This window comes from Chitinophaga sp. YR627, from assembly GCF_900114995.1.
Lineage (GTDB): Bacteria > Bacteroidota > Bacteroidia > Chitinophagales > Chitinophagaceae > Chitinophaga.
In genome coordinates this window covers 1,608,706-1,631,503 of the sequence record NZ_FOUX01000002.1, presented here as the reverse complement: position 1 = coordinate 1,631,503, position 22,798 = coordinate 1,608,706, and the positions used below count along the sequence as shown (strand labels likewise).

At 47.3% G+C, this 22,798-nt stretch carries 14 protein-coding genes and 1 pseudogene; 11 read left to right on the top strand and 4 right to left on the bottom strand.

The window, feature by feature from the left end:
- Positions 1-379 precede the first annotated feature (379 nt).
- Positions 380-3,577: a SusC/RagA family TonB-linked outer membrane protein gene (locus BMZ72_RS15255; protein ID WP_089809678.1), complete on the top strand. Its 3,198-nt coding sequence runs from the start codon at positions 380-382 to the stop codon at positions 3,575-3,577.
- Positions 3,578-3,600: 23 nt separating this feature from the next.
- Positions 3,601-5,031: a SusD/RagB family nutrient-binding outer membrane lipoprotein gene (locus BMZ72_RS15250; RefSeq protein WP_089809677.1), complete on the top strand. Its 1,431-nt coding sequence runs from the start codon at positions 3,601-3,603 to the stop codon at positions 5,029-5,031.
- Positions 5,032-5,203: 172 nt separating this feature from the next.
- Here BMZ72_RS15250 and BMZ72_RS15245 read toward each other — a convergent pair whose 3' ends face one another.
- The gene (locus BMZ72_RS15245; RefSeq protein ID WP_089809675.1) at positions 5,204-5,989 is read right to left on the bottom strand and encodes an SDR family oxidoreductase; all 786 of its coding nucleotides are present in this window, start codon (positions 5,987-5,989) and stop codon (positions 5,204-5,206) included.
- Between the two features lie 83 nt (positions 5,990-6,072).
- On the bottom strand, positions 6,073-7,197 hold the full coding sequence (locus BMZ72_RS15240; RefSeq protein WP_089809673.1) for an acyltransferase family protein: 1,125 nt from the start codon (positions 7,195-7,197) through the stop codon (positions 6,073-6,075).
- A gap of 112 nt (positions 7,198-7,309) precedes the next feature.
- On the opposite strand from BMZ72_RS15240, the gene BMZ72_RS15235 reads away from it, so the two are divergent.
- The 4 genes from BMZ72_RS15235 (at position 7,310) to BMZ72_RS15220 (ending at position 12,127) form a co-directional block, all read left to right on the top strand.
- On the top strand, positions 7,310-8,332 hold the full coding sequence (locus BMZ72_RS15235; protein ID WP_089809671.1) for a LacI family DNA-binding transcriptional regulator: 1,023 nt from the start codon (positions 7,310-7,312) through the stop codon (positions 8,330-8,332).
- 395 nt (positions 8,333-8,727) lie between these two features.
- Complete coding sequence (locus tag BMZ72_RS15230; protein ID WP_089809669.1) at positions 8,728-9,789, top strand: glycoside hydrolase family 2 TIM barrel-domain containing protein; 1,062 nt, start codon at positions 8,728-8,730, stop codon at positions 9,787-9,789.
- A 36-nt stretch (positions 9,790-9,825) separates the two neighbouring features.
- Entirely contained in the window at positions 9,826-10,992 is a 1,167-nt protein-coding gene (galK, locus tag BMZ72_RS15225; protein ID WP_089809667.1) for a galactokinase, read from the top strand.
- 64 nt (positions 10,993-11,056) lie between these two features.
- Positions 11,057-12,127, top strand: coding sequence for a UDP-glucose--hexose-1-phosphate uridylyltransferase (locus tag BMZ72_RS15220; protein ID WP_089809664.1), 1,071 nt, complete (start codon positions 11,057-11,059; stop codon positions 12,125-12,127).
- Between the two features lie 232 nt (positions 12,128-12,359).
- Here the strand turns inward: BMZ72_RS15220 and BMZ72_RS15215 are convergent, their stop codons facing one another.
- The gene (locus BMZ72_RS15215; protein ID WP_089809662.1) at positions 12,360-14,408 is read right to left on the bottom strand and encodes a TonB-dependent receptor family protein; all 2,049 of its coding nucleotides are present in this window, start codon (positions 14,406-14,408) and stop codon (positions 12,360-12,362) included.
- A gap of 42 nt (positions 14,409-14,450) precedes the next feature.
- On the bottom strand, positions 14,451-15,770 hold the full coding sequence (locus BMZ72_RS15210) for a PQQ-dependent sugar dehydrogenase (RefSeq protein ID WP_089809660.1): 1,320 nt from the start codon (positions 15,768-15,770) through the stop codon (positions 14,451-14,453).
- 785 nt (positions 15,771-16,555) lie between these two features.
- Between BMZ72_RS15210 and BMZ72_RS15205 the strand changes: the two genes are divergently transcribed.
- From BMZ72_RS15205 to ureC, 5 genes and pseudogenes are all read left to right on the top strand, one after another.
- The gene (locus BMZ72_RS15205) at positions 16,556-17,398 is read left to right on the top strand and encodes an energy transducer TonB (RefSeq protein ID WP_177222798.1); all 843 of its coding nucleotides are present in this window, start codon (positions 16,556-16,558) and stop codon (positions 17,396-17,398) included.
- A gap of 211 nt (positions 17,399-17,609) precedes the next feature.
- Positions 17,610-20,189, top strand: a complete 2,580-nt coding sequence (locus BMZ72_RS15200; protein WP_089809657.1) for a phosphoenolpyruvate carboxylase — start codon at positions 17,610-17,612, stop codon at positions 20,187-20,189.
- Positions 20,190-20,358: 169 nt separating this feature from the next.
- A complete protein-coding gene (gene ureA, locus BMZ72_RS36975; protein WP_089809655.1) occupies positions 20,359-20,661 on the top strand; it encodes an urease subunit gamma in 303 nt (100 codons plus the stop codon).
- A 42-nt stretch (positions 20,662-20,703) separates the two neighbouring features.
- Positions 20,704-21,000, top strand: a pseudogene (gene ureB, locus BMZ72_RS36970) (urease subunit beta); the annotation flags it as partial.
- A 74-nt stretch (positions 21,001-21,074) separates the two neighbouring features.
- A complete protein-coding gene (ureC, locus tag BMZ72_RS15185) occupies positions 21,075-22,796 on the top strand; it encodes an urease subunit alpha (protein WP_089809651.1) in 1,722 nt (573 codons plus the stop codon).
- The last annotated feature ends 2 nt before the right edge of the window (positions 22,797-22,798 follow it).

Sequence of the window (22,798 nt, the reverse complement as noted above, 5' to 3'; positions counted from 1 at the left end):
TCTTGTTCATTATCAATACTATTCGTAAAGAAATAAATATTATTTCAGTCTATTTAGTCTACTCGCTTTGTAGATTACTAAATGTATGTTAATTTTGACCCCATACTTAAAGCCATACATTAAAAATGTTTATAGCCTATATGCTACATAAGGGTGCTGCAACAGGGGTCTGTACCAACGTCGTAAATTCAATGTCCGGGTGTTGTCCCATGACATTCTACTCTTCTTGTTCGTGCATGTAATAATGCCAGCTTCAGGTAAATAAAAATCAAACAAAACCAACTGACAGTAACTACCGGTCTTCACCGGCAGAAGGGGAATTCCTTTGCCTTGACAGATCTGTAATCCTTCTTATAACAATCTGATAAATTCTGATACAATGATCAAACAATTACACAGAACAGCCGTGATACTGTTATTGGTGTTACTGGGTCTGCAAGGGGCTCAGGCGCAGGATAACAAGGTGTCCGGTGTGGTAACTGCCCGCGCTGATGCACAGCGCATTCCGGGTGTTATCATTACTGTAAAGGGGAAAAACCGCGGGACAAATACAGATGCAGATGGTAAATATTCCATCGTAGCCAATCCAAATGATACACTTCACTTTTCCTTTATTGGTTATGGCGCTGTTGACCAGGTAGTGGGTACCGGTAAAGTACTGAACGTGGGGCTGGAAAGCACCGAAAGTAAACTGAATGAAGTAGTGGTAACGGCATTAGGCATTTCCAGAGAAAAACGTTCCCTGGGTTATGCGGTGCAGGAGCTGAAATCCAAAGATATTGCAGATGCAAAGGAAACCAACCTGGTAAACGCACTGGCAGGTAAGATCGCCGGTGTAACGGTTACCAACAGCCAGGGTAATATGGGTTCTTCCCGTATCATTATCCGTGGTGAAACTTCCATCGCAGGTAATAACCAGCCGCTCTTCGTAGTGGATGGTGTGCCGGTAGATAATAGTCAGCTGGGTATCGGCACCGGTCGTGACTTCGCAAACGCGATCTCCGATCTGAACCCGGATGATATCGAGTCCCTGAACGTACTGAAAGGCCCGAACGCTGCGGCCCTGTACGGTTCCCGTGCTGCGGCAGGTGTATTGGTGATCAAGACCAAAACCGGTAAAAGCGCAAAAGGACTGGGTGTTACTTTAAACTCCAGCGCAACTTTCGAAAGTCTGCTGGTACTGCCGAAGTTCCAGGACGTATACGGACAGGGTTCCGGCGGACAATTCTCCTATGTAGATGGTAAAGGCGGTGGACTGAACGATGGTGTGGATGAAAGCTGGGGGCCTAAAATGGATGGCCGTCTGATACCACAGTTCTTTTCCAACGGACAGCCTGCACCTTTCGTAGCGCATCCTGACAACGTAAAAGACTTCTACGAAACAGGCTATACCCTGAACAATGGTGTTTCTGTAGCTGGCAACAGTGAGAAGATCGATTATCGTTTCTCTTATAATAATACCAAACAGGAAGGTATCCTGCCTAATACAGGTATTACCCGTAACTCATTTGCTTTAAACAGTACTTACCGTATTGCGCCTAAGCTGACACTGAGCACTTTTGCTAACTATACAAGAGCAGGCGCTGATAACCTGCCTGGTGTGGATGGCCGTCGTGGTAACAGTGTCACCTTACAGTTCATCTGGTTTGGTCGTCAGGTAGATACCCGTTTACTGCGTAATTATAAAGCAGCTGATGGTACTGACTACAACTGGAACCACAGCTACTATAGCAACCCATACTGGATCCAGAATGAGAATACTGTTGGTCAGGGACGTAACCGTTTCTTCGGAAATGCACGCCTCTCTTATGAGATCACCAACTGGCTTTCTGCTAACCTCCGTGTAGGTACAGACAGTTACAATGACAAGCGTAAATACAAAGTAGCATTCTATACCAATGGTACGCCATTCGGTTCCTACACAGAAGACAACTATGTAGTACAGGAAACTAACATCGAGTTTACCCTGAATGCGAAAAAGAAAATAAACAGCGACTTCACTATCGACGGACTGGTAGGTGTGAACGAGCGTACCAACCAGTTTGAACAGAACTATCAGCAGGCGCCTAAACTGGCAGTGAGAGATGTGTATACCCTGAACAACTCCAGGGACCCATTGATCTCTACCAGCTATTTCTCCAAACTGAGAGTATACAGTGCATTTGCATCTGCTCAGCTGAGCTTCAGAGACTGGGCGTTCTTAAACGTAACAGCGCGTAACGACCGTTCTTCTACACTGCCTTCAGAAAACAACTCTTATTTCTATCCTTCCGTGAACGCAGCAGTTGTACTGAGCGATGCACTGGGTATTAAGAGCGATGTATTAACCAGTCTGAAAGTAAGAGGTGGATGGGCACAGGTAGGTAAAGATGCAGATCCTTACCAGCTGGTAAATACCTATCCTTTCAGTCAGCCATTCGGTGCTTATCCGCTGCTGACCGTGAATGATAAATACCTGAAGAAAGACCTGAAACCAGAGATCACCAGAGCCAGTGAGTTCGGTCTGGAAGCAAACTTCCTGAATAACCGTATCCACACGGATGTGACCTATTATACTTCCAGCAGCTACAACCAGATCCTGCTGGCCGACGTAAGTGCGACCACCGGTTATCTGAAAAAACTGCTGAATGCAGGTAAGATCAATAACCATGGTGTGGAAGTGACCTTAGGCGGTACACCGGTCACTACGGCTTCCGGTTTCATCTGGAACATCAATTTCAACTACGCGAAGAATATCAGTAAAGTGATCGAGCTGGATCAGGAAGGATACCTGAACGACTACGTACTGGGTAGTTCCGGTAACATCCAGGTACTGGCCAGCAAGGGCAAACGTTATGGCGCCCTGTATGGTAAAGCATATGCACGTGATGCACAGGGTCGTATCCTGGTAAATGCAAACGGTACGCCGCAGATCGCAAATGATAAAAAAGTACTGGGTTACTATACACCGAAATGGACAGGTAGCGTAAACAACGACTTTGCCTTTAAAGGTTTCACACTGGGCTTCCTGATCGATACAAGACAGGGTGGTTCTATCTGGTCAGGTACCAACTACACAGGTATCTATACCGGTGTACTGGCAGCGAGTCTTCCTGGTCGTGATGCAGAACATGGTGGTCTTCCTTACTACTATGCAGGTAACAATACCAACGGAACCGCGGTGAAGCTGGCTGACCACAATGCAGCAGCACCAAACGGAGAAACTGTCTACCATGATGGTGTCGTTTTCGACGGTGTAACCGCAGATGGTAAAAAGAACGAAGCGATCCTGCCGGCACAGCGTTATTATAAATCAGTATACAGTTCTTCCCTGAACGAAAGCAGCGTATACAGCGCATCATTCATCAAACTGCGTGAAGTAAGACTGGGTTATGCACTGCCTCAGGAGCTGATCAAAAAATGGGGATTACAGGCGGTTAACCTGACAGTGACTGCACGTAACCTCTGGTACATCGACAAGAAGGTGCCTAACATCGATCCGGAAACAGCGTTCAACACAGGTAACGGACAAGGTCTGGAAACATTGCAGATCCCAACTACCCGCAGCCTGGGTCTTAACCTGAGGGTATCCTTTTAATGAACCGATTAAAGCAGTAAATCATGAAACTAGTTAAATATATATTGGGTCTGGCCGGTGCCGCAGTGATACTGAGCAGTTGCCAGAAACAGCTGGAGGACATCAACAAGAATCCGAACGAATCAGAACAGGTACAGCCGGATTATCTGCTGACCAACGGTATCAAAGCAAACGTGGATACTTACTGGGGTACTGATGCGGCGATGGAAACGAGCCTGCTGTATGTACAGTACTGGGCGAAGATCCAGTATACTGATCCTGACAGGTATATTCCTGCTGGGACCAGTATCCAGACAGTATGGAACAACTTTTATGCACAGGGCGTGGCGGATTTCACCAAACTGGTAGAGTTAGGTGATACACTGCACAACCCTAACTATAAAGCGGTAGGTATCATCATGCGTTCCTGGATATTCCAGGTGCTGACCGATTACTATGGTGATATTCCTTACTCTCAGGCTGCACAGATCGATAAATATCTGACACCTAAATATGATGCGCAGAAAGATGTTTATCTGGGATTGCTGGCAGAACTGAAAACTGCTTCAGGCCTGATTACCCCATCTGCCAATACGATCGCCGGAGACATCCTGTACAATGGCGATATGAACAAATGGAAGAAGTTTGCGAATTCCCTGAGACTGCGTATCGCACTGCGTATTTCTGACAAAGAGTTTGCTGCGGCAAAAGCTGTATTCGACGAGATCGGTGCTGATGATAATAACCTGATCGTTAGCAATAGCGATAACGCACAACTGGTATACCAGGCTTCTCCGAACCAGAATCCGGTGGCAAAGAACAGGGAAACACGTAATGATTACAGGATCAGTAAAAGCATTGTTGATAAACTGAATCAGCTGAATGATCCCCGTTTACCGATCTATGGTGCGGTACCAAGAGATACGAATAAGATCGTTGGTGTAACGAATGGTCTGGCAACGGATTCAGCTGCACGCCTTGGTTTCAATAAAACTTCCGATGTAGGCGCTGTATTTACGGCGACTGCTGCACCGGCCGTATTATTCAATGCATCAGAATTATTGTTCATCAAAGCAGAAGCGGCGCAGATCGGTTTATTATCCGGTAATGCAGCTACTCTGTATGCACAGGCAGTGACAACTTCCCTGAAACAATACGGCGTAAGCGATCTGAATGTGACTACTTATCTTGCACAACCGGCAGTATTGTATGATGCGGCCAATTACAGGAAATCAATAGGAGAGCAGAAGTGGCTGGCTTTGTTTGGCGACGGACTGGAAGGTTTTGCAGAGTGGCGCAGACTGGATTATCCGAAGTTACCTGCTGCCTATACAGGTGCACTGGGTGGCAAGATCCCTACCAGAATGACCTATCCTTCTTCAGAGCAGGCGCTGAACGGGACTAACTATAAAGATGCGGTTGGCAGACAGGGCGCTGATGCGCTGACCACCCGTCTGTGGTTTGACAAAGAATAAAGAAAGCGGGATAGTTTTCCCGCTTGCGTAAATAAATTTCCGTTTTTGCTTTACAGAATGAGACAGGAATGTAGATTTTTGTTAAATCAGATACACACTTGTTCAATTTGTAATAGTAAAAAGTGATGAATTAGGCCCCGGTTTTTGCCGGGGCTTTTATTTTGTAATAAGCTTAGAGTACAGGTGTTCTGCCTCCATCGACACAGATGTTTGTACCTGTGATATAGGCAGCGGCCGGAGTGGCCAGGAATGCTACCGCAGCAGCAATTTCTTTAGGGTCGCCAAAACGTTTCATGGGGATCTCTTTCAGATACTCTTCCTCTATATTGTTCAGTGTCGTATTACGCTTGCTGGCGTTATACTCCAGCATGGATTGCAGGCGTGCCGTGTTGGTCATGCCCGGCAATACGTTGTTCACCGTGATACCATAAGGGGCCAATTCTCCTGCCATGGTTTTGGCCCAGGAAGCGACACCCCCGCGGATGGTGTTGGATACGCCGAGATTCTTCAGCGGCGCTTTCACAGATGTTGAAACAATATTGATAATGCGGCCATAGCCGGCGGCTGTCATGCCGGCTATGACTGCCTGTACAAGTATATGATTGATGATGAGGTGTTGCTGAAAGGCATCCGTGAATTCGTGGATATCTGCTTCCATTACCGGACCAGCTTTCGGACCACCGGTGTTGTTGACAAGTATATGTACTGTCTTCTTTTCGGTGATACTTTTGATGGCCTGATCCACCTGTTGGGTGTCCCGGAAGTCAGCTACCACATAACTATGCTCCTGCAAATGGTCTGTGGCCAGTCCTGCGACTGCTGCCTTGAGACTTTCTTTATTCCTTGCCAGGAGGATGCATTCTGCGCCTAACGCAGCCAGTTCACCGGCTGTAGCCAATCCTATTCCCTGAGTGCTTCCACAGATAACGGCGGTTTTCCCCTTTAACGATAGTTCCATACTATTAGATAACTGATAATTACACAATGATCTGCAAAAGCCGTTGAGATTGTTTTAGCTAAGATAGCATATCCTGTCCTATTCTAAACACGTACGTATATACGCTTTTTGTCAAGTATCTTACCAACACTCCAACAGAATAACATATATACTAACGCAAATAACAGGGAACCCGGTTTACCCGGTGCTATCGGCTGGAAGATATTTGTATTGATCCATTTGTATACGCTCATACCACCTGCCTGGAAGAAGAAGAGGAATATCACCAGTACTTCTGAGAGCAGGTAAAGGAACAGCGGATTTTTACCAAAAACGGTAAAGAAGCCTGTCCATCCTTCCTGTTTTTTAAAGTCGATCACATAGATCAGCAGGGAGATGATCAGTAAATCGATACCTACGGTATACAGCACATAAGAGCTGGTCCAGAGCTTCTTGTTGATCGGGAATACCATACTCCATACCAGTGCAACGAGGATCAGCAGGGCGCCCATCTGCAATAATTTGCCCAGGCCTTTTCCTGTCTTTCCTTCCTGCTGGATGAATAAACCGGTATAGTAACCAGCGATCACATTGACGATGGCCGGCAGTGTACTTAATAATCCTTCAGGGTCGAAGGCGATGCCTTCTCCATGATACAGGTGACTGTCTCCCATGATGAGTTTATCAAAATGCAGGGCGGCATTACCAGTCAGACTATAACGGTCCGCAGGGTCGCCAAATGTGTACATGATCGCCCAGTATCCCAGTAAGAGGACAGCACTTACTATCCATACTGCTTTTTTAGGCAGGTAGTGGATCAGGAGGGAGGCAAAACAATAACACAGCGCAATACGCTGTAATACCCCTAAAATACGTGTATCAGACAGTGGGATGAATTCCAGTCCAGACTCGGTATGCCTGACGAAAGGCAGCCAGTACATCAGGAAACCCAGGAGGAATATCAGCAGGGTACGACGGAAGATCTTTGATAGAACAGCCGTGTTTTCCAGTTGCTGAAATTTACGCATACTAAAGCTCATGGCATTACCTACCGCAAAGAGGAAGGAGGGGAAAACCATGTCAGTAGGCGTACAACCGTTCCACTGTGCGTGATTCAGTATGTAATAGGAGGTGTCCCAGCCCGGCGTATTCACAATGATCATAAAGCATACGGTCAGTCCCCTGAATACGTCCAGTGGCAGGAAGCGCTGCGGTGTTGTGTTAGTCATAGCAATCTGTTGGATATTCTATAAATATAATACAACCATTTTACTACGCATAGTGAGAAATTTTGGCGTATCCGGAATGATTTTTTTACTTTAGTGGAAAGCATCCCCTTCGTTGAATAACAAAGTCACCATAGCAGACATTGCCCGAGAACTGAATTTAACAGGTGCAACTGTTTCCAGAGCCTTAAACAACCGCAAAGGTACAAGTGAAGAGACACGTAAGCTGGTACAGGCCGCTGCGGAGAAAATGAACTACAGGCGGGACAGAATAGCCTGGTCGCTCCGTTCAGGGCGTACCAACATTATCGGCGTAATTATCCCCAGTGCGGAGATCAACTTCTTCGGATCTGTTGTCCACGGTATTGAAAGTCTGGCCAACCAGCATGGCTATAATGTGCTGATATACCAGTCGAATGAACAGCCGGAGTACGAAAAGAAGGCAATTGAGACCTTCCTGAGTACCCGTGTGGATGGGATCCTGGCGTCTATCGCCAAGGAGACCATGGAGTTCAGTCATTACCTGGAGATCACGGAACGCGGTGTGCCGCTGGTCTTTTTTGACCGTGCGAATGACAGTCTGAATATTCCTTCTGTGGTGGTGGATGACTTCAAGGGGGCTTACTATGCAACGGAGCATCTGTTAAAACAGGGTTATACCCGTGTGGCACATATTGCGGGGCAGCAGCACCTGAAGATCTTCAAGGACCGTCTGGAAGGGTATAAGGCTGCGTTAAGCGCCAGCAATGTGCCTTTTGACGAGTCCCTGGTCTACTTTGGAGACGTGTCCATCAATGCCGGCCGTCAGGCCATTACGCACCTGCTGGCTTTGCCTGCTCCGCCTGATGCGGTATTTGCCGTGGAGGATTTTACCGCCCTCGGTGCTGTCAAAGAACTGAAAGACAGACAGGTAGATATTCCTGCTGATTTTGGGGTGATCGGATTTGCCAATGAATCTTTTGATGAGCATATAACGCCAAGTCTTTCCAGCATCGACCAGCAAACGGTTCAAATGGGAAAAGAAGCATTCCGCCTGCTCATGGAACTTATCGAGGGAACCGGGGCAGTCAGCACACAGGCACGCACTAAAATTGTACTGGAGCCGGTACCCCGTTTCAGGCAATCTTCACAGAAATAACGTGTCGCTTAAGGGCATTCCTATTTACCCGGGAGTGGTTTATTTTATCACATACCAGCTGATGCCGGGCACTGCCTTAGCGTAAGCGACCCTAAACCTGTTACAGGCATTTGCAAAATTGAAAGTAAACGATTACATTTATTGTCTATTCCACATTCTTTTTTCTTACAGTGTTGTTTATCAATAGTTTAGTTTTAATAGATGCCAATAGCAAGAGAATGCCACACCGTAATTTTGAGAGAAGTATTGTAATCGTTTACGTAAATCTTTAACTTTGAGAATTATTCCACAAAAACTGAATTCCATGGATATATCCACAGTCAGAATATAGATGTCAACAGCGTTTCTTCATACTTAACATACAAGCTCCACACAATTTGAAAAAACACATGAAAATGAAAGTATTTCTGACTGTACTGCTCGTAGCAACAATGGCCAATGTTGCTTTTGCGCAGGAACAATCCAGAGAGATCTGGTCTAAAAAGAAAGCAGCTAAATGGTATAAGCAGCATGCCTGGCAGCGGGGAAGCAATTTTATCCCCAGCTATGCCATTAATCAGCTTGAAATGTGGCAGGCAGAAACTTTTGATACTGCCATAATTAACAGGGAACTGGGTTATGCGGCTGGTATCGGGATGAACTCCATGCGCGTATTCCTCCACCATGCAGCCTGGGAACAGGACCCGGCAGGATTTAAACAGCGTATCGGTACTTACCTGGACATTTCAGACAGAAACGGCATCTCCACCACCTTCGTACTGTTTGATGACTGCTGGAATAATACTTATGCTACAGGCAAACAGCCGGCGCCTAAAACCGGTATACATAACTCCGGCTGGTTACAGGACCCTGGTGTACGCCGGGAAACGTCTCCTGCACTGACCGATACCCTGGAACGCTATGTAAAAGACGTGCTCACCACCTTCGGGAATGACAAACGCATCCTGTTGTGGGACCTCTATAACGAACCGGGTAACTCTAATTATGGCGATAAAAGCATGGACCTGCTGAAACAGGTATTTGTATGGGCAAGACAGGTTCCCGTTACGCAGCCGGTATCAGCAGGCGTATGGAATAAAAGCCTGACTGACCTGAACGTGTTCCAGCTGAATAATTCAGATGTAATCACTTATCATAATTACGCGGATGAAAAGGAACACCAGCAGACGATTGACAGTCTCCGGAAGTTTGGCCGTCCGCTGATATGTACAGAATATATGGCCCGTACAAGGGGCAGCCTTTTCCAGAATATCATGCCGTTACTGAAGAAAGAAAAAGTAGCTGCGTATAACTGGGGACTGGTATCCGGTAAGACCAACACGATCTATGCATGGGATACGCCGATGAAAGATGGCGGTGAACCGACAGTATGGTTTCATGACATTTTCCGTCAGGATGGTAAGCCATACAGTACAGAGGAAGTAACAGTAATTAAATCTTTGACGGGAGCGCAATAATCTCTCTATAGTTATATCATCAAAAAAATAAACACAGTGGAGCAAGCAAAATTAAATGCCTTTTCTCAACAGCACTTCGACCAGGAACCTATTATGGTGAGGGCGGCAGGACGTATTAACCTGATCGGAGAGCACACCGACTATAATAACGGGTTTGTATTGCCCGCTGCTATAGATAAAGCTATTTACCTGGCTATTGTAAAACGCAATGATAACAAGATCGTACTGCATGCGCTTGATGTAAACGATCGTTATGAAGGTACACTGGATAATCTGGTTCGCTCCCCCAAACAGTGGCCTGATTATCTGTTGGGCGTTGTACAGCAGTTACAGCAGGCAGGTCATATACTTGGTGGTTTCGAATGTGCTTTTTGCGGTAATGTTCCCCTGGGCGCCGGCCTTTCATCCTCCGCAGCAGTAGAATGTGCAACCATCTATGCATTAAATGAGCTTTTCGGACTGGGAATCGGCCGTAAGGATATGACCCTGCTGGCACAGGCTGCAGAGAACCACTTTGTAGGGGTTCGTTGTGGTATCATGGACCAGTTTGCGAGCATGTTCGGTAAAAAACAACAGCTGATCAAGCTGGATTGCGCTTCACTGGATTACGAATATATTCCTTTCAACTTTGATGACGTCAGCCTGGTATTACTGGATACGCAGGTAAAACACTCCCTGGCTTCTTCTGAATACAATACCCGTCGTGAAGAATGTGAAGCAGGCGTGGCGCTGATCAAAAAGCACCATCCGCATGTGAACAGTCTGCGCGATGCGAACATGGATATGCTGGATGCTTATGTAAAAGGACACAATGCAACCGTATACGATCGCTGCCGCTACGTAGTGGAAGAGATCCAGCGTTTGCAGGATGCCTGTGCTGACCTGCAGCGCAATGACCTGGAAGCATTTGGTAAAAAAGTATTTGCTACACACGAAGGACTGGATAAGCTGTATAACGTTAGCTGTCCGGAACTGAACTGGCTGGCTGAATTTGCTGCCGGTCAGCAGGGTGTACTCGGCGCCCGTATGATGGGTGGCGGTTTTGGTGGTTGTACGATCAATATCGTGAAGAAATCTGCCGTACCAGCATTACTGGAAAAAGCAGCTGCCGGTTACGAGCAGGCTTTCAAAACACCATTGAAAGCGTATGTAACCAGCATCGAAGACGGCTGCCGCACTGTGAATAATCTTGTCAATAACTAAGTCTATAGCAGAGGATAGTCCGTTACCACGTCCCGGACTATCCTCTATTAAATGTTCTGAGAGAATGTCTGAAAATACCTTTGATCTGACGGCACATCCTCATACCCGACTGAATATTCTCACCGGAGAATGGGTATTGGTGTCGCCACACCGTTCTAAACGCCCATGGCAGGGAAAAGTAGAAGCTCCTGCACTGGCGCAGCGTCCCGCCTATGTGGAAGATTGTTATCTGTGTCCGGGCAATACCCGCGCAGATGGTACGAAAAACACACAATACGATGGACCGATCGCTTTCACCAATGACTTCTCTGCCCTGCTGGCCGATACGCCAAAAGGAGAAGTGGATGAAGACGAATTGCTGATCGCACGTTCACAGAAAGGCATTTGCCGCGTGATCTGTTTCAGTCCACGTCATGACCTGACCTTACCCGAAATGGAACTGCCGGATATCCGTAAAGTAGTAGATCTCTGGCATACAGAGCTGGAATCACTGGCCGCAGTACCATTTATCAAATACATACAGATCTTCGAAAATAAAGGAGAGATCATGGGTTGCAGCAATCCGCACCCACATGGTCAGATCTGGGCTTCCGAAGATGTGCCGATGGAGCTTGAAAAAGAAACCCGTCAGCAACGCAAATACTTCCAGCAACACGGACGCAGTCTGCTGACCGCTTACCTGGAAAAAGAGCTGAAACAGGAAGACCGTATCATCGCAGAAAATGAGCATTTTGTTGCGCTGGTGCCTTTCTGGGCAGTATGGCCATATGAGGCGATGATCATCAGCCGCCGTCATGTACAAAGCCTGCTGCAGTTCACGCCTGCTGAACGTGATGGACTGGCTGCGATCCTGAAAGATCTGACTACCCGTTACGACAATCTGTTTGAAACATCATTCCCATATTCTGCAGGTATGCACCAGATGCCTTTCAACGATGGTGACAGTCATCTGGAATGGCATTGGCACATGCACTTCTATCCACCATTACTGCGCTCTGCGACAGTGAAGAAATTCATGGTAGGATATGAAATGCTGGCACATCCACAGCGAGATATTACGCCGGAATTTGCGGCGGCACGTCTCAGGGAACAGCCGGTAGTGCATTATAAAAAACAAGCCGGTGTGCCTGCTTAAACTGTTTATTTTTTTGAACCAATAATGTGTGCGAGGACTGCTTTTTAGCAGTCCTTTTCCATGTAAAAGAGATGGACTATGATGTAGTCAGACTACACTCATCTTACCTTAGTGCTGCCTTTTTTTCGTAGCATTAGCGTAAGATAAGTATAGTCTGACTATAGCTATACACAGATAATATGCAGGAGGGAATATGTAGCTGGTTAGCCCCGCTATTTGATTAAATAGCTGATTATAAGGTCACTCTCACGCCGCCATAATAGTTTCTGTCAGGAGCTGGATTGTAATAACGTGCACCGACTGCATTCAGGTCATTACCCAGGTTATAACGCTGGTTGAGCAGGTTGTCAGCACCGGCATATACGGCCAGCCATTTATTCACCCCCCAGTTCACTTTTGCCTGTACAAGGTGATATTCATTTGCAAAAGCAGTATTCGCATCATCCAGTGGTAAGCGGTCAACGAAGTTATACTGACCATACAGGGAAACCCGGGCGGGCAGCTCTATCAGCAGACTGCTTGTTACGACTGTTTTCGGTACGCCTGTAAGGGCATTACCGGAGAAGTCTTTGCCGGCGCTGTTATAGTTGCTGAAACGGAAATGGCTGTAAGTGAAACTTTCCTGTAACTGTATACCACGAAGGAAACCCTCGCGACGAGGCATCTGTAACCATGCGCTTCCCTGGAATTCTACGCCCGTCTGGTTGGTTCCACCGGCATTGGTGAAGAACTCTGTGCCATTGTCATGGAGCTTGCGGACGATCGCATCCTGTAATTTGTAGTAGAAGACGGCCGCATCTGCCATGAAACGGTTATTACGGGAGTTCAGACGAAGACCAGTTTCATAGTTCCAGCCAGTTTCCGCCTGGAGACCGGTATTGATGATATTATCAGAAGCCCTTACCTCCGCAATAGAAGGAGGGGAGTAGCCCCTGCTTACGGTCGCCCGTGCAGCCAGTGCTGGTGTGATCAGGTAAGACAGGGAGAAACGGGGCATCAGTTCTGCCGTGAATTTCTTTTTGCCATCCACACCTGCTGCTACGTCATTGAAGTGATAACGGTAGTAGTTCACACTGACAGCAGCTTCTGCTACCCATTGTTTACCTGGACGCAAGGTCAGGCCGGTAAAATAGAAGTATTGTCTGGCGGTGATATCACTGGCTGCCTGCAAGGTATCTCTAACACCCGCGCGGTTGCCATAGTTGTCGATATCAGAGGTGGTCTGCTGCCACTCCAGGCCTGTGGTCCAGTCGAGACGCATCCCGCTGTTGCCCAGGGGCTGGTCCTGTAAGGCGATATAAGTACGTGCGCCGGCCGTATTCTCGTCCCTTGCTTCATAGTTGGTGATGAAGGGGTTCTCGAAATGCGTATTGCTACCATACACGGAAATAACATGCTGCCAGTGTTCAGAGAGCTGGGAGGTATGTACCAGGCCACCGAAAGCGGTCTTATTACGGATACCGGCTTTCTGGGTAATGGCGCCAGGTAATGCAGGCGTCGCAGGGCGGGCCGCCTTTGGATTGGCGTCCATTTGTGCTGCTGTAAGACCGCCAGGCGTACGATAATCCAGGTCGCTATAAAACGCGAGCAGTTTCAGTTGATTATGTGCGTTGTATTGCCATTGCTGGGCAGTCTGTATATAATAACGTTGCATGGCGCTGTTATCGCGATAGCCGTCGGAGCGGTGCACCGCCTGATAAACATTCAGTTGATAGTTGCCCCATTGGTGCTGCCAGCCGACCTGTTCGCGGAACAGGCCATAACTGCCCCCCTGTATATCTGCATGTAAACGGCTGCTGTCAGGAAGGGTACCCGCAGGATGCAGGAGTATCACACCTCCTGAGTTAGCGCCAAACTGGCTGCCGTCAGGTCCTTTTAATACTTCAATACCCTGAAAGCTGCCCGGATCGGAAAGGTTCAGGTAGGAGTTACCTCCGGCATCTGTCAGGGGAATTTCATCCAGGTAGATCTTTACGTTGCGGATACCGAAAGGAGAGCGTAACAGGCTTCCTCTCAGGGAGAGGCGGTAACTGCCGGGAGAACGTTCTTCCATGCGGACGCCGGGTACGGTGTTCATGGCAGGCAGCAGGGTAACGCCCTGTTGTAATGCCAGCTGCCGGGAAGTCAGTACGGTACTGCTGGTGGGCACCTGGAGCAGAGTAAACTGTTTGCCGGGATATGCCTGAATGACTACTTCGCGCAGGCGATGTGTAGTATCAGAATATGATTGTGCGTACGTGGCCAGCGGGAATATGCCAAGCGCCAGAAGCAGTTTTTTCATCGGGTAGTGTCTTCTATTATTTCAAAGCTAATAGTATTTTCCCTATTTGACCTGCCAAATGGTATTACCGGCATCATCCGCGACAAGCAGCGCCCCATCTGCTGCAACTGCTACACCTACGGGACGGCCGTACACTTCACTTTTATCCGCATCCGCAATGAATCCGGTGAGGAAGTCCTCCGGACTACCAGCCGGTTTGCCGTTTTTAAACGGAACGAAGACTACTTTATAGCCGGAAAGTGTTGAGCGGTTCCATGAGCCGTGTTGCCCTATAAAAGCCCCGTTTCTGTATTTTTCGGGCAATGCCTTGCCTTTATAGAAAGTAAGTCCGAGAGAGGCTGTATGAGCGCCTAATGAGAGATCTGGTACAATGGTTTTGTCAACCAGTTCGGGTTGTTGCTGTTCTTCCATTCTGGGATCCGGATTTCTGCCCCAGTAAGCATAGGGCCATCCGTAAAAGCCGCCTTCTTTTACACTGGTCATGTAATCAGGTACCAGGTCATCACCCAGACCATCTCTTTCGTTGACAGCGGTCCATAATGTTTTGGTACCGGGTGCCCAGTCCATACCAACAGGGTTACGTAGTCCGCTGGCATATATTTTTTCTCCGGTGCCATCCGGATTGATCTCCAGGATGTTTGCTCGTCTTTGTTCGTTTTCCATACCATGTTCCGCATTATTACTGCCGGAGCCAACGCTCACGTATATCTTATTGCCGGCTGCATTGGAGATGATATTGCGCGTCCAGTGATTATTATACCCACCCGCAGGCAGGTCGAGGATCTTTTTGCCTTTTGCGCTAATGACGGTATCACCGGTTTTGTAGGGGAATTGCAGGATGCCATCTGTATTGGCGACATAGAATGTCTGATCCAGCAGCAGCATACCGAAAGGTTGATTCAGTTCCTGCAGGAAGATGGTGCGTAGTTCAGGTTTGCCATCGCGGTCCGCATCCCTTAATAACGTAATACGGTCTGCACTGTTGCCGAAATTCCCCGAACCAGCTCTGCCGCTCACTACATCTTTTACCTTCTTACCTACATCTGATTTGGTGCTGGATTCTGCCACCAGAATGTCGCCATTAGGCAACACATATATCCAGCGGGGATTTTTAAGGTCTGTCGCCAGTGCTGATACGGTCAGACCTCCCGGCGCCAGGGGCGTTTTACCATCATGCCAGCCCATTACGTTGCTGTAATTATTGACGGACTTTGTTGCATATGGAGCAGGTAAAGCGTCGGCAATAGCGGTCGTATCTGTGTTGGCGGTACTGTCAGCGGAGGACTGACTGGAAGAAGGCTGGTTGTGACAGGCAGCAAATGCTAACATTACAATGGCTGCGGGTAGTAAACATTTTCTCATGTGATTATCAGTGGTTTTCTCTATGTAAAGCGTACACAATTATTCTGCCTGAAAAAAAATTATGCACTTGCATTTGGAAATATGATTTCATGCTGTATATTTGTCTACAGATTCAGTAGACTAATAAGAATTACCACCACCCGGAGAACATTGCTGAGTACTTCTCCTTGTTTTGTCTCACCAGCAGAACAATTTTATCAGCTCGTAAAAATCAAAAACTGATTTCAATATGCAGTTGCATAACCAATTATTGATACATACATATGCAGTGGGTAGGGTGGTAATGAATGATCATATTCAATACTGTAAGACAGCTGTTCACAATGGCTGTTGCTGATCACAGAAATATCTTTTGCTATAAGCTGTAAATAAAATGCCCGGTCAGGCCAGCGGGGAAGGTGTGTTGCAGATTTATTGGTGGTAAATTCTATGTAATATACCTCCCGCGCCCCCTGGCATAATAGCAGAATAATAGTATTACAACATCCTCTGAGCGCAGAAAGCTACTTACCTGCATTTAACTACCGACCAATATTATTATAGTATACAACATTTTCAACCTGTATGGTAACAGCATTATTGTTACCATTAAAAGATAGTGAATACTTCCTTTAGCAAATAGGTGATCCCGATCCGGATCTCAATCTGGAATGGTAAATTTTATTGATCCTATCTCTTTTATATTCATCACTATTTTATTCCCAGCTGCAATTATTTTAAAAGTTTTTTTGTGCATTCGTATGGAAAAGCATTTACGTCGCATCTATATTGTAAATGTTTATCCCATGAATGCAAGAACAATTATTAACGCAGATTTTCTCGACATTCTTTTTGATGGTCGTAATAAAGATTACGGCGCCTATGAGTTACGCAGAAGTGAAGAAAAGCGTGTACGCAACGCTATTGTAGGCACTGCATCCATTGCATTGGTTATTATCGGGGGCTATGTGCTCAGTAATAAACTGATGGCTGCGGGTATGCATACACGAAGTGAAATAGAAACAACATCAACAGTGTTAAAAACATTGGAGATGCCGGAAGAAGCAACTGTAACTCCTCCACCTCCGCCTGTTACTACACCACCTCCGCCGGCCCGTTCGTCCGTTGCTTTTGTTACGCCTACTATTACGGATCAGGACCTCGCAGAGAATGAAACAGAGGTGCCTAAAATGGATGATATCGGCAACAAGGCTATTGGTGTTGCTAATACCGTAGGAGATGATGTAAACGGTATTGAAAGTCCGTTTGAAAATGGTGTCCTTGGTGGAACTAATGTTGTGGAAGCGCCTAAAGTAGAAGAGAAGAAAACCATTTTCACTTTCGTGGAAATCATGCCTAGTTTCCCTGGTGGTGAAGAGGCATTAGCAAAATTCCTCCAGAAGAACCTCAGATATCCCCGCATGGCGCAGGAAAATGGTATCGAAGGAAAAGTCTTCATTCAGTTTGTTGTAAATACAGATGGAAAGATCAGTGATGTACAGGCGGTAGGTGCAGCAAAAGGTGGCGGACTGGAAGAAGAAGCTGTCAGAGTGGTAAGGATGATGCCAAACTGGAAACCTGGCAAACAAAACCATGAACCGGTAATCGTAAGATTCAACCTGCCTATTGGATTTAAATTGTCAGAGTAAAATCAACTGATTTCTTTTTAGCAGATATTATTACTCATTTAACCTTATTATTCTCTCAACATGCCCCAAATCAACGGGGGACTTGCAACAAGCCGCAGCACTATGCTGCGGCTTACTTGTTTTAATAAGTTTGCATTCTACTTTGTAACTATTTTATATTATTTTTAGCTCCCGGTTGGCAAAGGCTCTTTTAATATTACGAAATTAAGTTATGGAAGCACCGGTTAATAATACCTTACAGTTGTTCAAGAACCTGGTTGGCACCAAGTTCCAGTTATACAATAGTCTTTTTACCGCATTACCTTTTCATAAGGTAGAGAGAACCGGCGTATTTCTGTCATTATTTCTTATCCACTGTGAAGAAGGGTACGCGAAAGAAAAAAGTCCCCAGGAAATTCTCAATTCTTATTTTCAGCAGTACACCTCCTGCAGCAATGAACAGCAGAAGCTGGACCTCATGTTCCGCTTTGTGCAGTATGCTGAGCGTCAGGTAGTATTGTTTGACGCGCTGGAAGATGCAGCATTCCGTCAGATCCACGATGTGCATGGAGCAGGTACCCTCAGTCACCTGTTGTCCGAGATCACCTCAGAGCAGGCGGGAGAGCAGCTTGCGAAGAAGTTACAGGATTATTCTGTACGACTGGTACTTACCGCACACCCCACACAGTTCTACCCCGGTGGCGTACTGACCATTATCAACGACCTGTCAAGGGCGCTGATCAATGACAATACCGCCCAGGTAAATGCATACCTCCAGCAGCTGGGTAAAACACCTTTCTTTAAGAAAGAGAAGCCTACCCCTTACGATGAGGCCATCAGCCTGATCTGGTTCCTGGAAAATACGTTCTACCCTGCCGCCGGACGTATTATTTCCAAACTCAAGTCACAGTTCCCCGCTGCTGTCAATAGTAATAATCCTGTTATCAGGATGGGCTTCTGGCCTGGAGGAGACCGTGATGGTAACCCGTTCGTAACGGCTGATATCACCTTACGTACTGCGGAAGCTTTACGTGGTGGTATTATCAAATGTTACTATCTCGATGTGCGCCGTCTGAAACGTCGTCTGACCTTCAAAGGCATTGAGCAGGAGCTGAATATGCTGGAAGAAAAGCTGTACAACAACCTTTTCATTCCGGGACACAAAACAAATATCAGTCAGAAAGAAATACTGGATACCCTCGCAAGGGTCCGTATTATACTCATAGAAGAAAACAACGGCCTGTTCCTCACGATGCTGGATGACCTGGTAAGCCGCGTGGAGCTGTTCGGTTTGTTCTTCGCCACCCTGGATATCCGTCAGGACAGTTCTGTACATGGTCCGTTACTGGAATGTATTGCAGAGAAAACTGACCTGCTGCCGAAGAATTACAAGGATCTCCCTGATAATGAGAAGATCACCCACCTGCTTAATATCAAAGGTACCGCCAATCCGGAAGTGCTGGAAGATGCCCTCCATAAGGATACCCTTGCGACAATCGCAGCGGTGAAAGATATCCAGCAGAACAACGGTGAATTCGGTTGCCACCGCTACATCATCAGCCATAGCATGAATGCGCTGAACGTCATGGAAGTATATGGTCTGTTCCTGGCTTCCGGATGGCAGAAAGACAGCCTGAGCGTAGATATCGTGCCGCTGTTTGAAACCATCGATGACCTTCGCCAGGCAGGTAATGTGATGCGTGAACTGTACGATAACGCCGCTTACAAAGAACACCTGAAAAAGCGCTATAACAAGCAGACGATCATGCTCGGCTTCTCCGACGGTACAAAAGACGGTGGTTACCTGATGGCCAACTGGAGTATCTACAAGGCTAAACAGGAACTGACCCGTATCTCCAGAGAATACGAGATCGACGTTGTCTTCTTTGATGGCCGTGGCGGTCCTCCTGCAAGAGGTGGTGGTAAAACACACCAGTTCTATGCTTCTATGGGACGTGATATTGCCAACGAAGAAATTCAGCTCACCATACAGGGACAAACCATCAGTTCCAACTTCGGAACAGTGGACTCCGCCCAGTTCAACATCGAACAACTGGTACATGCCGGTATCGCCAATGAACTGTTCTCTTCCCGCGAACAGACATTGTCCGGACAGGGAGAAACACTGTTACAGTCACTTGCTGATGAAGGATATGTTGCATTTAATAAACTGAAACATCACCCTGACTTCCTGGATTACCTGGATTTCGCCAGTCCGCTGCGTTACTATGCAGAAACCAATATCGGTAGCCGTCCATCCAAAAGGAATGCTGCTGCGAAACTGAATCTCAACGATCTCAGGGCAGTACCTTATGTGGGCGCGTGGAGCCAGCTGAAACAGAACGTACCTGGCTTCTATGGTGTGGGATCTGCACTGGAAGCACTGGAAAAAGCAGGCAAATGGGACGAACTCAGACAATTGTACAAAGACTCCCTGTTTTTCCGCACACTTCTGGGTAACTGCCAGATGGCGATGAAGAAGAGTTATTTCCCGCTCACCGCTGCATATGGTAAACACCCACGCTTTGGTGAAGTATGGAACATGATCCATGACGAGTACAAACGTACCCGTTCCCTGATCCTGAAACTGGTGGGAGAAACTGAACTGATGGCCGCTTATCCGATAGACGCCCTGTCTATTCAGATGCGTGAGCGTATCGTATTGCCATTGCTCACTATACAGCAGGCTGCACTGGCACGTATACGCGAACTGAATGAAGCCGGTAATGGCGATGGACTGAAAGAAACCTACGAAAAACTGGTCGTACGTTGTTCCTTTGGTATCATCAACGCCGGTAGGAATTCTGCCTGATCCGCTTATTACACACTTGTCATACATAAACGCTCAATGCATTGCATTGAGCGTTTTACATTCTGCATTTTTTGCGTAAATTAACGCAGGGAAGATCACTGAATATTTTATTAACCCATTCCCTTCAACATGTCAGGAAAGCTAAGGCACTATTTAAACCAACATCACTATGCATTTAACGGCAAGGGAAACTGAAAAACTATTGTTATACCTGGCAGGAGAACTTGCTGAGAAGAGAAAGGCCAGGGGACTCAAACTGAATTATCCGGAAGCAATTGCGCTGATCAGCAGCCGTCTGCAGGAAGCTGCACGGGACGGACAGACAGTCGCACAACTGATGCAGTATGGCGCTACCATACTGACCAGAGAAGATGTGATGGAAGGTATTCCTGAAATGATCGACGAAATTCAGATAGAAGCTACTTTTCCGGATGGTTCAAAACTGGTAACAGTACACCATCCCATCAGATAAAACGCCCTCATCAACCAATATCTAACTCTTTATTGCTTGCGTATGATACCAGGTGAATACTTTATAGCGCCCGGCGTTATAGACGCCAACAGCGGCCGCAATGTGGCCTCCGTCCGTGTAGTCAATACCGGCGACAGGCCTGTGCAGATCGGCTCTCATTGCCATTTCTTCGAAGTGAACAGGATGCTTTCCTTCAACAGGGAAACCGCTTTTGGTATGCGGCTGAACATTGCCGCCGGTACGGCCGTGCGCTTTGAACCGGGAGAGGAAAAGACAGTGGAACTGGTCACCCTCGGCGGTCGTCGCCATGCATATGGGATGAATAACCTGGTCAATGGGACTACCGTGGGTGATGAAGCCCGCGAAAAAGCCATGCAACAGGTAGCACAGCAACAATTTAAACATCAGCCGGAATGAGTCTTAAAATAAACCGCGACCGCTATGCGGCCATGTATGGTCCGACGACAGGCGATAAGGTACGCCTGGGCGATACGGACATCATCATTGAAATAGAGCACGATCATACCGTATACGGTGATGAGGCGAAATTTGGCGGCGGAAAGACCATCCGTGACGGGATGGCCCAGTCGTCTACAGCCACCCGTGAACAGGGGGTACTGGATATGGTGATCACCAGTGTCATGATCATTGACCACTGGGGGATCGTAAAAGCAGATATCGGTATCAAAGACGGTCGTATCGTAAAGATCGGTAAGGCCGGTAATCCTGATACCATGGACGGCGTAGACCCTGATATGATCATCGGCGCCAGTACAGAAGTACACGGTGGCGCTGGTCTGATCGCTACTGCCGGCGGTATCGATACACATATTCACTTTATCAGTCCGCAGCAGATCACCCATGCCCTTCACAGCGGTATCACGACCATGATTGGCGGCGGTACCGGACCGGCGGATGGTACAAATGCCACTACCGTCACACCCGGTAAATGGTTCATCCGGAAGATGTTGCAGTCTGCGGATGCTTTCCCCATGAACCTGGGATTCCTTGGAAAAGGGAATTGCGCAACCGATGCCCCCTTGTGGGAACAGATTGAAGCGGGGGCACTGGGGCTTAAAATACATGAGGACTGGGGATCTTCTCCGGCAGTGATCAATGCCTCCCTTAAAGCAGCTGATAAATACGATGTACAGATCGCGATCCATACAGACACCCTGAATGAATCCGGTTTCCTGGAAGATACCATCAAAGCCATTGACGGCAGAGTGATCCATACTTATCACACAGAAGGCGCCGGTGGCGGACATGCCCCTGATATTATCAAGGCGGCCATGTACCCTAATATCCTGCCTTCCTCTACTAATCCGACCAGACCTTATACCGTCAATACCATCGATGAACACCTGGATATGCTGATGGTCTGTCATCACCTGGATAAAAGCGTACCGGAAGATGTGGCCTTTGCAGATTCCCGTATCCGTCCGGAGACGATCGCTGCAGAGGATATTCTGCATGATATGGGGGTATTCAGTATGATGAGCTCTGACTCTCAGGCGATGGGACGTGTGGGAGAGGTGATCATCCGTACCTGGCAGACGGCAGATAAGATGAAGAAACAAAGAGGGGCACTGAAAGAAGATGAGGGAAAACAGCACGATAACTTCCGTGCAAAACGATACGTAGCGAAATATACTATCAATCCGGCTATTACGCATGGTATTGCCACTCACGTCGGTTCACTGGAACCCGGTAAACTGGCGGATATCGTATTGTGGAAGCCCGCCTTATTCGGCGCCAAGCCGGAAATGATCATCAAGGGAGGCATGATCATCTGCAGTCGTATGGGTGATCCGAATGCTTCTATTCCGACGCCGCAACCTGTCATGTACCGGGAGATGTTTGGCGCCTTCGGCGGGGCTTTGCATAAGACCTGTGTGACTTTTGTTTCACAGGCGGCAGCAGGAAAGAATATCGCGCAGGAATATGGATTACAGAAGATCATATTGCCTGTAAAGAACTGCCGCAATATTGGTAAGAAAGACATGGTGCATAACGACAGTACACCCGAAATAACTGTCAATCCGGAAACCTACGAAGTGACAGTGGATGGTCAGGTACTGACCTGTGAACCGGCAACGGTTTTGCCACTGGCGCAACGTTATTTCCTGTTTTAAAT